The sequence below is a fragment of the Sphingopyxis sp. genome (assembly GCF_035686825.1).
Lineage (GTDB): Bacteria > Pseudomonadota > Alphaproteobacteria > Sphingomonadales > Sphingomonadaceae > Sphingopyxis.
The window spans coordinates 742,304-758,118 of the sequence record NZ_DASRYZ010000003.1 but is presented as its reverse complement, the minus strand read 5'-3'; the positions used below and the strand labels follow the sequence as shown (position 1 = coordinate 758,118).

The following is a 15,815-nucleotide window of genomic DNA, read 5'->3' as shown; positions in this document are numbered from 1 at the left end:
AGCGAAAATGGGAGGCGGTGTGGAAGGCAAGATAAAAGCGGTGCCAGCTCCGGGAGTATTGTGGTTACTTTTCAACGGCTTACTGTAAGGTTATAGGCAGTTCGAGCTATACAGCGATCAATTTTCCAGCAAGTTTCAATGGCTTACCATGAGGCTAAAAGATGCGGCGGCTTCCGTCACCCATATCCTCGAGCTTGCCTTGGTGACCATCCAGTTCGGGAAGACCATCCTTGGGGAGGGGCAACGAGGCGCTAGGACAACGAGCATTCTCTGGCTAAAGAACAAAAAAATAATGCTTTACAGGGGTGATTCATATGGCTCGGGGGCGACCCAAAAAGGTTCGAATTGAGCCAAAAAATGCTTCAGCTACGCGCTCGTTCGAGGCGCCGCTGTGGGCCGCCGCCGATAAGCTTCGCGGAAATATGGACGCGGCGGAATACAAGCACGTCGCTCTGGGGCTTATTTTCCTCAAATATATTTCTGACCGCTTCAATGAGCGGCGCAATGAGATTGCGTCGGATCAGACCATCCCTGACGTGCTCCGGGATGAGCTGCTTGAAGAGAAAGATTCCTACACTGCTGAAAGCGTGTTCTGGGTGCCGGAACATGCACGGTGGGAATATCTCAAGGAAAACGCCACCAGCACCAAGCCGACCATCGGCGAGCTTATAGACGCGGCGATGCTGGCGATAGAGGCTGAGAACCCCACGCTGAAAGGCGTGCTGACCAAGAACTATGCCCGGCCCGAGCTGGACCAGACCAAGCTGGCCGAGGTGGTCAAGCTTTTCTCCGATCTAGCGTTCCGCGACGAGCATCACGGGCAAGACGTGCTGGGCCGCGTCTACGAATATTTCCTTGGCCAGTTCGCCATCGCCGAAGGCAAGCGCGGCGGACAGTATTACACCGCCGGGTGCGTCGTGAGGCTGCTGGTGGCGATGATCGAGCCCTTCAAGGGCCGAGTATATGACCCCTGCTGCGGGTCAGGCGGCATGTTCGTGCAATCCGAACAGTTCATCGAAGCGCACGAGGGCGGGCGCAACGACATTTCGATCTACGGGCAGGAATCCAACCCCACGACATGGCGGTTGGCCAAGATGAACCTCGCCATCCGAGGCATAGAGGCAAACCTTGGGAGCAAGTGGGCCGACACCTTCCACGAGGATATGCACCCTAGCATCAAGGCGGAATATATCCTCGCCAACCCGCCGTTCAACGCCAGCGACTGGGGGCAGGAGAAATTGCAGGGCGATGCGCGCTGGCAGTTCGGCACGCCACCATCGGGCAACGCCAATTTCGCGTGGGTCCAGCATATTTATTACCATCTGGCGCCACACGGTATAGCCGGCTTTGTGCTGGCCAACGGCTCGCTGTCCAGCCAGCAATCCGGCGAAGGCGAAATTCGCCAGCGGCTGATTGAAAAGGACGTGATCGACTGCATTGTCTCGCTCCCCGGTCAGCTCTTTTCGACCACGCAGATTCCGGTGTGCCTGTGGTTTGTCGCCCGCGACAAATCGAACGGCATAGTGAAGGATAAGAAGCTGCGTGACCGGCGCGGCGAGGTGCTGTTCATTGACGCGCGCAACATGGGCACGATGGTTACGCGGACGCTGAAAGAGCTGACCGAAACAGACGTGGCGACCATTTCCGATACCTATCACGCGTGGCGGGAAAAGAACGGCAAGTATGCGGATGTGCCCGGCTTCGCCAAATCAGTGAAAATTGAGGGCATTGCCGCCAAGCGTTTCGTTCTCACCCCCGGCATGTATGTGGAGCAGGCAGCGCAGGCCGAAGATGACGAGCTCTTCAAGGACAAGATGGCCCGCCTGAACGCGACGCTGAAGACACAGATGGAGCGCGGGAATGTGCTTGATATGGAAATTCGCAACCAACTGAAAAGGGTTGGTTATGGCTGGTGATGCGCCAGCATCGCAGTTGCCGGACAATTGGGCGAAACTGAAAGTTTCTCAGCTTATTGGCAACGGCTGGCTTGAGATTGGCGACGGCTATCGTGCGAAAAATTCGGAAATGGCTGATACCGGACTACCTTTTGTTAGGGCCGGCGATGTCAACGGGCGTGTGAATACGACAGGTGTTGACCTACTTGGTGAAGCGTCGCTTGCATCAGTCGGCAACAAACGGTCTCAGCCAGGCGACGCTGTGATAACGACGAAGGGCACGATCGGTCGAATGGCGCTAGTGCGTCCCGATGATCCAGCCTTCATTTATTCTCCGCAGCTTTGCTTTTGGCGGTCATTGAACCCTCGCAGGATTGACCCGAGTTGGCTGTATTATGCCCTTCATTCAGAAGAGATGCGGCACCAGATGAGTTGGTCCGCTGCACAAACTGACATGGCACCTTACATCTCGCTCACCGACCAAAGAACAGTGTTCGAGATCACATTGCCTCCAATTGACGATCAGATTTCAATCGGTGGCGTCCTGCTAGGCCTCGACATGAAGATCGACCTCAACCGCCAGATGGCCATGACGCTGGAGGAAATAGCGCGGGCGCTATTTAAGAGCTGGTTTGTCGATTTCGACCCTGTTCACGCCAAAGCCGAAGGCCGCGACACTGCCCTGCCTGCCGACATCGCCGCGTTGTTCCCCGATGGCTTTGACGATGATGGCTTGCCGAAGGGGTGGCTTTGGAAGCGCGCCGACGAAATTGCCGGGTCTGTTCGATCAACGGCAGACCCGAAGGCTCTGCCGCCCGAAACACCCTATGTCGGACTTGAGCACATGCCACGCAAATCGCTTGGCATGGACAGCCACGGCTACGCCAGTGACGTTGAAAGCGGAAAGCTGTATTTCAAGGCAGGTGATTTGCTGTTCGGCAAGCTGAGGCCATATTTTCACAAAGTGTCGGTCATGTCGTTTGAGGGCATCGCTTCGTCCGACATATTTGTGTTTCGGGCCAAATCCGAGAAATACCGGGCGCTCATGTATTTTGGCTTCAGCGAAGAAAAGTTTGTTGCCTCTGCATCTGGCGCATCAACAGGAACGCGGATGCCAAGGGCGGATTGGTCATATATGTCCGAACAACAATTTGCTTCGGATGATGGCAAAGTGCTTGAGGCCTTCAACGAAATTGCTCTTTCTCACATAGCGCAGATTGGCAAACGTCTTGCCGAATGCCAGAATCTGGAGCAGCTTCGTGATGCGCTTCTCCCTAAACTCTTGTCTGGCGAGCTTCGCGTGGATGACGCGGCAAATTCGATTGCCGCCGCATAGGGGAATGCATGGCCTATCAGCTCCAGCTCCTGCGAAATCTGATCGAGCGACACCCGGAGCGGGCTGGCAACCTTGAATTGCATGTTGCCGCGCTGGAACAGAGCATTGAGCAACTGCCGCTAACGTGCCTTTCCAATGTGCGCGCAATGTTCGAAGCAATGCAGCATAGCGTACATGGCGTCCTTCGGATCACCTATGGGGATGACGATGATTTCCCCAAGCGCACCAGCTTGGTCATCAAGGCACTTGACCTGTCCTTGGGCAACCATCCGCAAAAGGACAAGATTGAACACCATCTCAAGAAACTGCTTGGCAGCATAAACGGGGCGGCATCGTCGTTGGCCGCATTGAGCAATATTCCCAATCTGCGGCATGGTGGCGCACTCGATTGGCCCACGCTTGAGCGCCAGCATGCCTACATGCTGGGCGGCCTTTGCGACGCGCTGGTGTCTTTCTTGCTCGATGTCGCATGGAGTCGCCCTGCCGAAGAGGTGGAGGAGCCGTCCGGCCCATCATACGAAATGGAAGGAGAGTTCAACGACAGCATCGATAGCGAGTATGAGCTGGTGGAAATCGCGGGGTCCAGTTTTGAGGCCAGCCGCATTCTCTTTACCCTTGATCGAACCCAATACGAGGCGGCGCTTGTCGAATGGCGGCTTACCAACCCCGCCGATGCCGAAGAGGAAGCCGCCGCATGAACTGGTCCACCGGCGGCCACTCCACCCCCAATCGCTTCAACGAGGGCGCGGTTGAACTGGCGGCCATGAGTTGGCTTGATCTTTCCGGCTGGAGGGTGCTGCCCGGCGATTATCTTGCCCCCGATGGCCCGATGACCGCCCGCACCGACTATCGGCAAACGGTGCTGGAAGGGCAGCTTCGCGATGCGCTCGCCACGCTCAACCCCGATGCGACCTCAAGCATGGTGGAAACGGCCATCCGCGCTGTGCTGGCTGCGCCGACGCAGAACCTGCTGGAAAACAATCGCGCCTTCCACAAAATGCTGATCGAGGGCGTTCCGGCAGAATTTAACGAGAATGGCGAAAGCCGGACTGTCCGCCTGCGCCTGATCGACCAGAAGAAGCCGGACAACAACAGCTTCATCGCCGCCAACCAGTTCGTCGTGCAAAACGAGCGGCACACGATCAGGCCCGACATAGTGCTGTTCGTCAACGGTCTGCCGCTGGCGGTGCTGGAACTGAAAAACCCCGCCGATGAAAACGCCACGATAGACCGGGCGCACGAGCAGCTTCAAAACTACAAGAACAAGACACCTGAACTGTTCCGCTTCAACACGGCGCTGGTCATCAGCGACGGGATGGAAGCGCGCATCGGCTCGCTGACTGCCGGGCTTGATCGCTTCCAACCGTGGCGGACCATCGACGGCGATAAGCACGATGACTTTGGCCGCGCAGAGCTGGAAGTGCTCATCAAGGGTGCCTTCGATCCGGCGCGACTGCTTGACTTGGCGTTCGACTATACCGCCTTTGAAATGGCCGATGGCGTGGTCAAATCGAAGAAGCTGGCTGGCTATCACCAGTTTCACGCTGTGCGGCGGGCGCTGGCCTCAACGACCAAGGCAGCGGGTGAAGGCGGGCACCGCAAGGGCGGTGTAGTCTGGCATACGCAAGGCAGTGGCAAGTCGCTGACCATGCTGTTCTATGTCCGCCAGCTCCAACTGGCGAAGAAGCTGAAAAACCCGACAATCGTTGTCGTCACTGATCGCAACGATCTGGACGATCAGCTTTTCAAGACCTTCACCGCGCACGGCAGCGCCATCCGTGGCGAGCCACGCAACGCTGAAACCGTGGCGGCGGTGCGGGAACTGCTCAAGGTCGATATTGGTGGGTTGGTGTTCACCACCATCCAGCGGTTTCGTGGCGATGAAGGCGAGCACCCGCTGCTGACCAACCGAAGCAATGTGATCGTGATCGCAGATGAGGCGCACCGTTCGCAATATGGCCTCAATCGCCGGTTTGTTACGCGCGGCGATGAGGTGCGCGAGGAAGTCGGCTTTGCCGAGTATTTGAGGCAGGCGCTTCCCAACGCCACATTCATCGGCTTCACCGGCACGCCGATTGACGAGCGGGATCGTAGCACCGCCGCGGTCTTTGGAGATGTAATCGACACTTACGACATGACCCAATCGGTCATCGACAGGGCGACGGTGCCGATTCATTATTCCGCCCGGCTCGCCAAGTTGATGTTGCGGTTGGACGAAGGGCAACGCGAAGAACTGGATGCACTGGCGGAAGAGCTGACCGAGGGCAGCGACATTCGCGCCGCAGAACAGTTGAAAGCGAAGTTCAGCCGGTTTGAGGAAATTGTCGGCTCCAAGGAGCGGATTGAGACGATTGCCGCCGACATCGTCGCTCATTTCGAGGAACGCAAAGAAGCGATGGGCGGTGGCAAGGGCATGATCGTGGCGATCAGCCGTCAAGTCGCGGTAGCCCTCTATGATGAGATCGCCCGATTGCGCCCCGCATGGGTAGGCTCCGATTCTTCTGACGATAGCGATGGCATGATGAAGGTCGTCATCACCGGCAACAATGCTGATCCGCAGGCAATGCAACCGCACATCCGCACCAAGTCGCGGCTTGAGGAGCTGGCTGACCGTTTTAAGAATCCAGTATCCGGCTTCGATCTGGTGATCGTGCGCGACATGTGGCTAACGGGCTTCGATGCGCCCTCGCTGCACACCCTCTACATCGACAAACCGATGCGCGGGCATGGCCTCATGCAGGCCATCGCACGGGTCAACCGCGTGTTCGGTGCAAAGCCGGGCGGGCTGATCGTCGACTATCTTGGCATCGGGGCGGAATTGCGGGCTGCACTGGCACAGTATAGCGCCCGCGATCAAGAGCAGGTCAGCTTCAACATGGATGAGGCGGTGCGCCAGCTTCTGACCAAGGTTGAATCCGCGCTGGCATTGCTCGGCAAGGTCAACTGGCAGGCCTTTTTCGATGCTGATCCAGCCGCCCGCCTGACCATCCTCAAACAGTGCCTAGAAGAAATCCTGTCCGGCGATCACCGTGCAGAGTTCATCGACCTTGCCACGCAGGCCGAGGCAGTCTTCGCCATCGCGGCAGGCGATGAGCGCGCATCGGCGAAACGGCAAAAGGTGGCGCTGATCGTCGCCTTGCGGGCCAATCTTATCAAATACACGTCTGGCAAGGGCGGACGCGGCAGGCAGGCAATCGAACAGGAAATCCGCCAACTCTTGTCGCAGGCCGTCATGTCTGATGGTATTCTGGACGTGTTTAAGGATGCCGGTCTTGAGCAGCCCGATCTTGCCATCTTGTCCGACGATTTCCTGATGGAAGTGAAGCAGACCAAGCAGCCAAACTTGGCGGTTGAAACACTGCGGCGGCTTTTGCAGGGCAACATTAAAGCGCGCGAACGGCTGAACATCGTCGAAGCGCGCAAGCTGAGTGAGCGGCTCGCCGATGTTCTGACCCGCTACCACAATCGGGCTGTCGATAGCTTGCAGGTGATCGATGAGCTGATTTCGCTGGCGCGTGAGGTTTCCGCATTGGCCAAGCGCGGCGAGGAGCTAGGCATGGCGCCCGAAGAGTTGGCCTTCTACGATGCGTTGGCTGAAAACGGATCAGCCCGAGACCTGATGGAGCGTGAGACACTCCGCACCCTTGCTCAATTGCTCGTCAAAACAATCCGCAGCACCGTTACTGTCGATTGGACGCAAAAAGAGAGCGTGCGAGCAAAGATGCGGATCGAGGTTCGCAAGCTGCTGGCCCGCTATGGCTATCCGCCTGACCTTCAAAAAGCCGCGGTAGATCTCGTGCTCGAACAAGCGAACGCGATTGCTGTCGATTGGGCGATATAGCTTGCTCGTATTTATGGCGCTAGAAAACTCCGGCCAATCTCAGAGAGCAATAGCAAAAACGTAATTCTCTTCTTCGCCCGTCGTGGCGCGCCAACATTATTGATGATGAGTGTTAGGGTTCCGGATCTATTAGAAGAAAATGTCCGTGCCCTCCTGGGCAGATGGAATGAGATTGCCCCGCTGGAATATTTAGATATTCGCCTGCGCGTACTGTGTGGATCGAGCCATTTATTTCGACCTGCATTTCTCCTTTGATCATGATCAAGCTTTCTGACCATGCGACGTGGGTCTCTTGCTGCAGGCCACCGGGATCCACCTTGAATAGCTTGATTTGGACATCGCCGGCCTTTCCCAGCACCAAACTCTGCCACCCCGCTGGCGGAAGTAATCCTGTTGCCAACGCAAGATTGGTGACTGCATTTTTGGACATAGTGAGACTGGCCTTCGCAAAGGGTGGGAACGGGCTGGAGTTGTCACCGGGTCCGGTCGAACTTCCAGTCGAACTGCGGAGATGCACTAAATGTCCAATATATGCTTCGACAGACCGGACCAAGGCAGCAGAGCCGCGAGGCGCCGCCTCGGGTGGCAGCCTCCGGACGAGGTGGTCGCCAATATCAGGGGCCTCGGGCTTGGCTGAACTCTCGGCAAGCGATCAAAGCATCAGTCCAGCTGAACCCAAAATTGTTATCGGCAGAAAAAGCCAGCCTTGGGGTAGATCGCGGTAGCGGGCACGCATCGCCGGCACCTGTCCAATTCCGGTCAGCGTAAAACCGAACGCGATAGATGTCCCGACGATGGCCAAATCTTGTCGCGATGTGGCGATCGCCAGAACAAATGATGCGAACATGACCGCGAGGGTTGCCGTTACAAAATGCCAGCACATGTAGAGAGTGTCCCGCACCGCGGGATCAAGGCCGGTCGACGCGCGCAATGGCCTCACAACTTCCTTACCCCCTTGAACCAGGTGAAAGACGAGCCAAAGCGCCGATAGAAAACCGGCCAACCCGAGGAGAATTTGCGGCGTCATCAGCTGCTTTCCAGTCCGTTGCGTTGAAAATGACAGAAGGGACTGCGGGAAACGACTATCTTGAAGGTAGGCGAGCACTCCGGACTTGCCATCGAAACTATGCGGTAGGCAGGATACTGCTGCGCTGGCGGTATTCGGCCGGCGTAACGCCTGCGAGGCGCTTGAACAGCCGGCGAAAAAATGTCGGATCCGTATAGCCCACGACAGCGGATATCTCTTCGATTGCCAAATCTTCGGTTTCCAGCATCTGTTTGGCTTCCTCTATCCGCAGAGCCTGCACATAGCCGACGGGCGAATAGCCGGTCGCGGTCGAAAAGCGGCGCTTGAAGCTGCGAACCGGCAGACCCGACCGCTCCGCCATCGCCGACACCGGGTTTGGGGTCGCGTAATTGTCCGCCAGCCATTCCTGAACCGTCGCTATAACGGCGTCGCTGTGCTGGCGAGGTCGAGTCATAGACGCGAAGGGCAACTGTCCATGGCCGCGATCGCCGAGCAGAAAGAGGCGCGCCACGCGGGCGGCCTCCGCTGCGCCGCAGTATCTCGCAATCAAATACAGAGCGAGATCCTGCCACGCCGATGCACCGCCGGTCGTTATCAATCGACCGCCGCGGCCGCTGTTGCACAAAATCCGTTCCGGTCGAAACCGGACGCGTGGATACCGATCCCGGAACATGTCCGCCATGCTCCAATGCGAGGCCGCCTCGGCATCGTCCAGCAAGCCAGCCTCGGCAAGCAATACCGATCCGCTGCACGTCGAGCAGACAAGTGCGCCAGCTTCGATGTGGCGCTGCACCCACGCGATCTCTTCGCTCCACCGCCCCGCCGGGGTTTCGTCCTTGTCGAAATGAATGTCGCAAATGATAGCGACGTCGGCACAATCCGTACTCAACGCTTCTTCGGGAGTTACAGCGAGGCCTGTGCTCGACCGATAGGGGGCCAACTGGCGAGCAACGAGCGTCGGGCGGATCGGACGCGATAACGCGCATCCGTTCCGGGAGGTTTCGCCCAGCACCTCATGCAGCCCGAAAGCGGCCATCGTGCCGCTCTCCGGCAAGACCAGGATCGACACGCGCAGCGGAATGGTCGGCACTGGTCGTATGGGCATCGACATCATATGGCACAAAAGCCCCGAAACAGTCCAGTTTGCCTCTGCCGGATCGGGGCTGAGGCGAGCATTCTTTCCAGCGCCCCCCAACCGAACGCAGGAGTTTGCGATGAGTATTTCCGAGGGAACCGTCGATCTGACGAAAGAATTCGATATACCGGTCGAAAAGGTCTTCGCGGCCTGGTCGGATCAGCAAGCCCAACTCGCATGGAGCGACCCGGGCGAAGGCTGGTCCATGAGCTTCGATGCGTTCCGCTTCGCCGTGGGCGAGTCCGATCTGTGCCGTTTCGGCCCTGATGGCGGCGCGGAATATCTCAACGAGAACCGCTATCTCGTGATCGAGCCCGGCAAGCGGATCATCTATTCAACCTGGCTGATGACCGAAGGCCGGGTCGGGTTCGTCGGCACCGTTGCGGTCACATTCGAGGCGAACGGCGACGGCACGCGCATGCGGCTTATCGAGCAAGGCTTGTATCTGGATGGTCTCGACGACGTGGCGGGGCATCGATCCGGCTGGGAAAGCATGCTCGAGGCGTTGAACAAATTTCTTTGCTACTGACCCCGGCCTTGCGGCGAAGCGCATGGGTCGAGCCGGAGGCGGCGCATCGCAGCCTCCGGCTGGAACCGCGCGGCCCGCCCTCGATCCTGAACCGCGAACAAGTGCGAAGGGCCGTTGCGGCCTTTCGTACAACGGCCCCGGAAACTGCTGCGGCGACAATGGTGCGCGTCTGCTTTCACAGCGGCATCGTCTCGCTCAGCGCATAACCTGCTTCGTTGACTGATTTCCTGCTGCAAGACCTAATCGCCTTCGCGTCGTCATTATCACCCTCGTTGCGTCATCGAACGGAAACCAGAGTTCCGAGCGCAACGACTTCTGGGTTACATTCTGCGGTAATCCGAACACGGTCTGGACGAGCAGGAACGTCATCTGCCCGTATTCGGTGTCCAGGATTACCTTGAGATGGGTGTCGCCCGGCGCGCGTGCGCATTTGCCCGCCGCTCCGTACCTGGCTGTCAGCGACTCTTCAAATCGATCGACACGGGCCTTGAGAGAAGGTCTGGTCAGTTGCTCCAGCCGCAGTTGCCGTAGCAATGCCCGTCCGGTTTCAGCAGCGTTGACGACCTTGGACAATAGGCCCGCCGGGTGGGTGACAGCGGTAATCATGTCAATTTCGCTCGACGGGACGCCGTCATGTTCGAGAAGTCCTGGCATGCCGACGCTGCAAAGCCATTGTCCACCTTCACTCATGGCCCTTACCGTCCAATCGGCATCGAATATGATCCCGGGATAGGGTTCGTGGGCGACCAGCATTTCGCGCAGAGTCCGAATTTCGGCAGATTGACGGCATTCGGCGGGTGCGCTTTCCAGAAGCGCCGGCGAATAGCCCGCACTCACCAAGGCCGCGTTCCGTTCGTCGATCGTCCCGCCAGTCTCGCGCGTCCAACTGAGGATCAAGCTTAAACTGGGCCGGGCACGCCCAAGCTCGACAAAACCGATGTGGCGTTGAGACATGCCGAGGCGAAGCGCCAATTCAAGCTGCGAAATGCCTAGTGCCACGCGCATTTGCCGCAAAATGCTCGCAGTCCTTGGTTCCCCGCGCGTCCTTTCTGCTGCACCGCTCAAAGTTTCAATCCTGGATTGTTCGTTTGTTCGCTTCGTCACATCGGCCGGTACCGAATTGTTCCGGATAGATGCGCTATACCGCTCGCGTCGGCAAAGATATCGCCGGGCAACCAAAAAAACTCGGCTGGGTCGACTACCTTTGAGATAGTGTCGCGTTCGGCTTTCGCGATGCGGATGTCGGGCTTTGAGTAGAGTTCGAAACCGACCGCGCCGCGATCGCCAAATTCGCTGCGGATTACATCGCGGGCGCGGCGCCAACAGCACTCCCCCTCGAACAGCTGATGATCAGGAGATCTGCTTCGCCGCCCACGCATGTCCAAGGAGCCACGCTCGTCAATATATTCATTCATAAATTAATGAACATGTTGACGAGGGTTTGAGGGTGTTGCAGGATGGCCTCGGGATTCTTGATGGGGTGGGCCCTGCCCGGGCATCGATCGGGAAACTGAAACAACGGACGGTCCCCGCGAAAACGCGGAGATCAGATCCGGCCATGGGAGATTGATGATGAGGCATATGCTGTTCGCATTGTTGCTGGGCGCGTCGTTCGCGGTGCCTGCGTTCGCGCAAAGCTCGGTGGCGACCGACACCGGCACGGTCGCCGGTACGGCGGATGCACTGGTCATTTCATTCAAGGGAATTCCTTACGCCGCTCCGCCGGTGGGGCCGCTCCGCTGGAAGGCGCCGGAGCCGGCCCTCGCCTGGAGTGGCGTTCGCGACGCGAAGGCTTATGGCAACGCTTGCCCGCAGCCCGTTCGCACCGAAGCCTGGGCGCAGGTCGGCGCGCAGAGCGAGGATTGCCTGTTCCTCAACGTCTGGCGGCCGAAGAAGCCCGGCAAATATCCAGTGATGGTCTTTCTGCACGGGGGCGGCTTCGTCTTTGGCGCGGCAGGCGTTCCGCTGTACGACGGATCGGGGCTCGCGGCGCGCGGCGCGGTGGTCGTCACGATGAACTATCGCCTCGGCCGGCTTGGCTATTTCGCACATCCGGCGCTGACCCGCGAAGACCCCGACGGCAAACTCGGCAACTTCGGCGTTATGGATCAGATTGCGGCGCTCGAATGGGTGAAGCGCAACATCGCCCAGTTCGGCGGCGATCCCGGCAATGTCATGCTGTTCGGCGAATCGGCCGGGGCAGGGGCGGTGCAGATTTTGATGGGATCCCCGGCCGCCGCGGGCCTGTTCCATAAGGCCGCGTCGCAGTCGGGATCGGGCAACACCGTGTTGGCACCGATCCGCGGCGGCGCGATCAATGCCGAAATGCTCGGCCGGAAATTCACCGACGAACTGGGCTTGAAGGATGCAACCGCCGAGCAACTCCGAAAGATTCCGGTTTCCGAAATCATCAAGGCGCGCGCCTTCCCGTTCATCGACGGCAAGATTGTCACCATGAGCCCGGGTGAGGCCTTCTACAAGAACAAGCAGATGGGCGTCCCGCTGATCATCGGCTCGAACTCCAATGAATCGAGCCTTGGCGGCATGACCGAGGCGACGGCGAAGATGGTCCTGGGGAGCGCGTTTCCCGAACTTCATGCGGGCTATATCGCGCTGAACGGCAAGGACCCCGGCGCCGCTGCCGTCGATTTGGCCGAAGGTCTCGGCTTCGTCCTGCCGTCGATCGCGGTGGCCGATATGCATGCGGCGGGGGGCAACAAGGCCTTCGCCTATTTCTTCGATCAGGTGCCGGTCGACCAGCGCGCGACCGCGGCGGGGACCGACCATGGCGGCGAGCTCGAATATCTGTTCGGCAACAAGGCCGCCGAACATCGCTGGGACACCGAGGATATGAAGGTGTCGAAGCTGATGGGCGATTATTGGGTGCGGTTCGCGACGACGGGCGACCCGAATGGCAAGGATGCGGTGCGCTGGCCCGCGGTGACGACCCCGCCGACCCACTATCTGGTCATCGGCGCCAAGCCGCATGCCGCGCGCCTGGCCCCGGTCGAGGAGAAAGCCAAGGCGGCTTCGATGGCTGCGGCGATCAAGGCCTGGTCGGCGCCTGCCGCTCGCTGAAACCGCGCGGCGAAAAAACACGGGGTTCAGGAGAGGCCATGACCATTGCATCGACCCGGCCGACCCGGCGCCAGATCGTCGCAGGTGCGACGGGACTGGTGGCGGCCATGGCGACGGCGCCCGCGCGCGCTCTGGCCGTGAGGCGAAAAGCGCCCGAGGGTTTCCTCTGGGGCACCGCAATCTCGGCGCACCAGAGCGAGGGAGGCAACACCGCTTCTGACAGCTGGTTGCTCGAGACGAACAAGCCGACCGCATTCGTCGACCCGTCAGGCGATGCCTGCGACAGCTATCATCGCTATGAAGAAGACCTCGACATCGCGGCGAGCCTCGGGCTCAACTGTTACCGCTTCGGCATAGAATGGGCACGGATCGAACCCGCCGAGGGCATGTTCTCGGAAGCCGCGCTCGACCATTATGTCCGCGTGCTCGAAGCATGCCGCGCGCGCGGGCTGATGCCGATGGTCACCTATAACCATTTCACCGTGCCCTTGTGGTTCGCGATGCGCGGCGGATTCGAGGTCGCCGACGGCGCCGACCTGTTCGCGCGTTTCTGCGGCCGCGCGACGGAGAGGCTGGGGCCGCTGATCGGCATGGCGACGACGTTCAACGAAGCGAACATCCTTGGGCTGCGCAAGGTGATTCCGCGCTTTGCGAGCGACGCCGCGGCGGAAAACGCCCGCGCGATGATCGCCGCGGCGGCGCGCCGCACCAACTCGCCGAAATTCTCGTCGATGCTGTTCGGCGATCCCGACAAGATCGACAGGGTCATGCTCGATGCGCATGCCAAGGCCTATGCGGCGATCAAGGCGGCGCGGTCCGACCTGCCCGTCGGCGTGACGCTGTCGATGCAGGAGATTCAGGGCGTCGGCGAAGACCATCGCGGGAAAGAAGCCGAGGAAACGATGTACGGCGGCTGGATCGAGGCGGCGCGCCAGTCCGATTTCGTCGGTGTCCAGACCTATTCGCGGCTGCGCATCGGACCGAAGGGGCTGTTGCCGCCAACGCCGGGCGCCCCGCTGACCGATATGGGGTATGAGAATTATCCGCCCGCGGTCGGTCACACGATCCGCTACGCCGCCCGGCATATCGGCAAGCCGCTCTATCTGACCGAAACCGGGATCGGCACGACCGACGATGCCGCGCGCATCGCGTTCATCAAAGCGACGATGGCCGAGGTCAGCAAGTGCATCGACGACGGTATCGACGTGAAGGCTTATCTCTACTGGTCGTTGCTCGACAATTTCGAGTGGACCTCGGGCTATGCCAAAAAGTTCGGGCTGGTCGAGGTCGACCGCAAAACTTTCAAGCGTACGCTGAAACCCAGCGCACGATATCTCGGCATGCGGGCAAAGGCCAACCGGATATGAAAGGCCGAAACGCGAGTAGCCAGCCGATTTCAGGCGGCCACCCGCGCTTTTTTGGACATGCTACCGGTCGAAGACGGTCGTCCACATATATTCGGCGACGTCGATCGGCGCCACATAGTCGCCCGAGTAACCGAGGCCGACATAGCCGCTGTAAAGGACGTGCGTGCCGCCGACGATCGTCACGAGGCCGGCGCGCGTCCCGCCGCGGCAGTCGCGATACTCCTCGACACGGACGTCGTCCTTCAACTGGATGCGTGTGAGTTCGTCGCTGCATCCATCGAGGCGCTTCCACGCCGCCAGGCTTTCGCGGGCGCCCTGAATTCCCAGCGGCACGCCGAGGAGGGTGGCGGGCAGCGGCCAGACGGGCGAATTGCCGTAATAGTTGATCGTGCCGTCGTCGGTCGCCGCGATCGCCGTCACGCTGACGGGGCGCGCAGGGCGGCACTGGTCGCTATTGAGCGGGAAGGATATCGATACCACGGCGGTAACGACGTCCGCCGCCTCGCACGCCATCCGCTGCGCCATGCCGCCTCCGTTCGAGATGCCCGTCACATATACCCGGTCATCGTCGATATGGGTGCGGCGCTTCATTTCGACGATCACCGAACGCAGGAAGGCGACGTCGTCGACGAGCAGCGCGTTGCCGAGAAAGCAGCAGCCATAAGCGTTCCAGCTCAGCGCCATGCCTTCGGGCCAGACCGCGATAAATCCGCGGCGATCGGATTCGCGGAGCTGTCCCGACCATTGGCGCTCGTCGGCGGCATAACTGCTGAAACCGTGCAAGTCGAGCAACAGCGGGACATCGTCGCGACCGGTGTAGCTCTCGGGAACATGGACAAGAAAGGAGCGGAGGAGCCCGCCCGACCAGATGGCGATACGGTGGTCGCCGGGCTGAAGGCAGTTGCTCGCGCATGGCGCCGCCGAGGCGGGCGCCGACGAGGCCGCCCAAGCGGCGAGCAGTGCGAGCGGGGCGGCGAGCGCCCGGAAAAGCGAACGGGTCATATCCTCTCCTTCTTCATTGACGGCGGGGCGGGGAGGGCAGCGGTATGAGGTCGCCGTCGTCGAGCAACTCGGGCGGTAGCGGCGGGTCGGTGAATGGCTTTTGCGGTGCCATTTCTGTGAGTGGGGGGCGGTTTTCGGGCGTCAGCGGGGCAGGTGGCGCGGGAACGTGCGCGGGCTGCGACGCCTTGCGTTCCGCCTGCGACACGGCGTGAATGACGACCGCGGGGTGCGAGGCGGGATCGGCGTCGGGCCCATCGTCGCAGCCGGCAAGAAGAGCCCACAGCAGCAACGCCGCCTGACGGACGCGTCGCGCAGTCATTTTTCCGTTCGCTGTCGTGGCTGCCCGCCCCGGCAGGGAAGGACCGTCGATCGAGAGGTTCGGAGCGTGTGCGAGGGCTCGCACGCCAGGGCATGTTGGCAAGGCATCTGTCTCTCCCGTCCCGCCATTTTGCGAGTCGGAGGAAGGCTTAACATCGATTCAAGAAATTCACTACGCTATTAATTAGTGAATTATCTTTGATGATATTTTTCCGGATATCGGCATTATGATAAGGATAACGTAACGTAAGACAGGCCGAAATGATATTCATTCGTGTATGAATGAT

14 protein-coding genes are annotated in these 15,815 nt (G+C 59.8%); 7 read left to right on the top strand and 7 right to left on the bottom strand.

Features of this window, described 5'->3' with window-relative positions:
* The first annotated feature begins 314 nt into the window (after positions 1-314).
* The 4 genes from VFG17_RS08195 to VFG17_RS08180 are packed head-to-tail and all read left to right on the top strand — an operon-like array spanning position 315 to position 7,072.
* Positions 315-1,916: a class I SAM-dependent DNA methyltransferase gene (locus VFG17_RS08195; protein WP_325028966.1), complete on the top strand. Its 1,602-nt coding sequence runs from the start codon at positions 315-317 to the stop codon at positions 1,914-1,916.
* Positions 1,906-3,231, top strand: a complete 1,326-nt coding sequence (locus tag VFG17_RS08190) for a restriction endonuclease subunit S (RefSeq protein WP_325028965.1) — start codon at positions 1,906-1,908, stop codon at positions 3,229-3,231. The genes VFG17_RS08195 and VFG17_RS08190 overlap by 11 nt, the downstream gene beginning before the upstream one ends.
* A gap of 8 nt (positions 3,232-3,239) precedes the next feature.
* A complete protein-coding gene (locus tag VFG17_RS08185) occupies positions 3,240-3,929 on the top strand; it encodes an abortive infection family protein (RefSeq protein ID WP_325028964.1) in 690 nt (229 codons plus the stop codon).
* Positions 3,926-7,072: a type I restriction endonuclease subunit R gene (locus tag VFG17_RS08180; protein WP_325028963.1), complete on the top strand. Its 3,147-nt coding sequence runs from the start codon at positions 3,926-3,928 to the stop codon at positions 7,070-7,072. The genes VFG17_RS08185 and VFG17_RS08180 overlap by 4 nt, the downstream gene beginning before the upstream one ends.
* A gap of 112 nt (positions 7,073-7,184) precedes the next feature.
* On the opposite strand, the gene VFG17_RS08175 is transcribed toward VFG17_RS08180, so the two are convergent.
* From VFG17_RS08175 to VFG17_RS08165, 3 genes are all read right to left on the bottom strand, one after another.
* Entirely contained in the window at positions 7,185-7,502 is a 318-nt protein-coding gene (locus VFG17_RS08175; protein ID WP_325028962.1) for a cupin domain-containing protein, read from the bottom strand.
* A gap of 222 nt (positions 7,503-7,724) precedes the next feature.
* The gene (locus VFG17_RS08170; RefSeq protein ID WP_325028961.1) at positions 7,725-8,099 is read right to left on the bottom strand and encodes a hypothetical protein; all 375 of its coding nucleotides are present in this window, start codon (positions 8,097-8,099) and stop codon (positions 7,725-7,727) included.
* 97 nt (positions 8,100-8,196) lie between these two features.
* Complete coding sequence (locus VFG17_RS08165; RefSeq protein WP_325028960.1) at positions 8,197-9,135, bottom strand: GlxA family transcriptional regulator; 939 nt, start codon at positions 9,133-9,135, stop codon at positions 8,197-8,199.
* A gap of 1 nt (position 9,136) precedes the next feature.
* On the opposite strand from VFG17_RS08165, the gene VFG17_RS08160 reads away from it, so the two are divergent.
* Positions 9,137-9,763, top strand: a complete 627-nt coding sequence (locus VFG17_RS08160) for an SRPBCC domain-containing protein (protein ID WP_325028959.1) — start codon at positions 9,137-9,139, stop codon at positions 9,761-9,763.
* A gap of 195 nt (positions 9,764-9,958) precedes the next feature.
* Here VFG17_RS08160 and VFG17_RS08155 read toward each other — a convergent pair whose 3' ends face one another.
* Positions 9,959-10,828: a helix-turn-helix domain-containing protein gene (locus VFG17_RS08155; RefSeq protein WP_325028958.1), complete on the bottom strand. Its 870-nt coding sequence runs from the start codon at positions 10,826-10,828 to the stop codon at positions 9,959-9,961.
* 35 nt (positions 10,829-10,863) lie between these two features.
* Positions 10,864-11,178 (bottom strand): hypothetical protein, encoded by a 315-nt coding sequence (locus tag VFG17_RS08150; protein WP_325028957.1) that lies wholly within the window; start codon positions 11,176-11,178, stop codon positions 10,864-10,866.
* A gap of 157 nt (positions 11,179-11,335) precedes the next feature.
* On the opposite strand from VFG17_RS08150, the gene VFG17_RS08145 reads away from it, so the two are divergent.
* Both VFG17_RS08145 and VFG17_RS08140 read left to right on the top strand, forming a co-directional pair.
* The gene (locus VFG17_RS08145) at positions 11,336-12,841 is read left to right on the top strand and encodes a carboxylesterase/lipase family protein (RefSeq protein WP_325028956.1); all 1,506 of its coding nucleotides are present in this window, start codon (positions 11,336-11,338) and stop codon (positions 12,839-12,841) included.
* Between the two features lie 38 nt (positions 12,842-12,879).
* Positions 12,880-14,208 carry a glycoside hydrolase family 1 protein gene (locus VFG17_RS08140; RefSeq protein ID WP_325028955.1) on the top strand — a complete coding sequence of 443 codons (1,329 nt, stop codon included), beginning with the start codon at positions 12,880-12,882 and terminating at the stop codon, positions 14,206-14,208.
* Positions 14,209-14,268: 60 nt separating this feature from the next.
* Here the strand turns inward: VFG17_RS08140 and VFG17_RS08135 are convergent, their stop codons facing one another.
* Complete coding sequence (locus VFG17_RS08135) at positions 14,269-15,210, bottom strand: PHB depolymerase family esterase (protein WP_325028954.1); 942 nt, start codon at positions 15,208-15,210, stop codon at positions 14,269-14,271.
* Positions 15,211-15,223: 13 nt separating this feature from the next.
* Entirely contained in the window at positions 15,224-15,529 is a 306-nt protein-coding gene (locus VFG17_RS08130) for a hypothetical protein (protein ID WP_325028953.1), read from the bottom strand.
* Between the last annotated feature and the right edge of the window lie 286 nt (positions 15,530-15,815).

Bases quoted from the DNA above. Each gene is read 5' to 3' on its own strand.
- VFG17_RS08145 (WP_325028956.1), top strand. From the start codon at position 11,336: ATGAGGCATATGCTGTTCGCATTGTTGCTGGGCGCGTCGTTCGCGGTG.
- VFG17_RS08140 (WP_325028955.1), top strand. From the start codon at position 12,880: ATGACCATTGCATCGACCCGGCCGACCCGGCGCCAGATCGTCGCAGGT.
- VFG17_RS08130 (WP_325028953.1), bottom strand. From the start codon at position 15,529: ATGACTGCGCGACGCGTCCGTCAGGCGGCGTTGCTGCTGTGGGCTCTT.
- VFG17_RS08190 (WP_325028965.1), top strand. From the start codon at position 1,906: ATGGCTGGTGATGCGCCAGCATCGCAGTTGCCGGACAATTGGGCGAAA.
- VFG17_RS08185 (WP_325028964.1), top strand. From the start codon at position 3,240: ATGGCCTATCAGCTCCAGCTCCTGCGAAATCTGATCGAGCGACACCCG.
- VFG17_RS08170 (WP_325028961.1), bottom strand. From the start codon at position 8,099: ATGACGCCGCAAATTCTCCTCGGGTTGGCCGGTTTTCTATCGGCGCTT.
- VFG17_RS08195 (WP_325028966.1), top strand. From the start codon at position 315: ATGGCTCGGGGGCGACCCAAAAAGGTTCGAATTGAGCCAAAAAATGCT.
- VFG17_RS08150 (WP_325028957.1), bottom strand. From the start codon at position 11,178: ATGAATGAATATATTGACGAGCGTGGCTCCTTGGACATGCGTGGGCGG.
- VFG17_RS08135 (WP_325028954.1), bottom strand. From the start codon at position 15,210: ATGACCCGTTCGCTTTTCCGGGCGCTCGCCGCCCCGCTCGCACTGCTC.
- VFG17_RS08165 (WP_325028960.1), bottom strand. From the start codon at position 9,135: ATGGCCGCTTTCGGGCTGCATGAGGTGCTGGGCGAAACCTCCCGGAAC.
- VFG17_RS08180 (WP_325028963.1), top strand. From the start codon at position 3,926: ATGAACTGGTCCACCGGCGGCCACTCCACCCCCAATCGCTTCAACGAG.
- VFG17_RS08175 (WP_325028962.1), bottom strand. From the start codon at position 7,502: ATGTCCAAAAATGCAGTCACCAATCTTGCGTTGGCAACAGGATTACTT.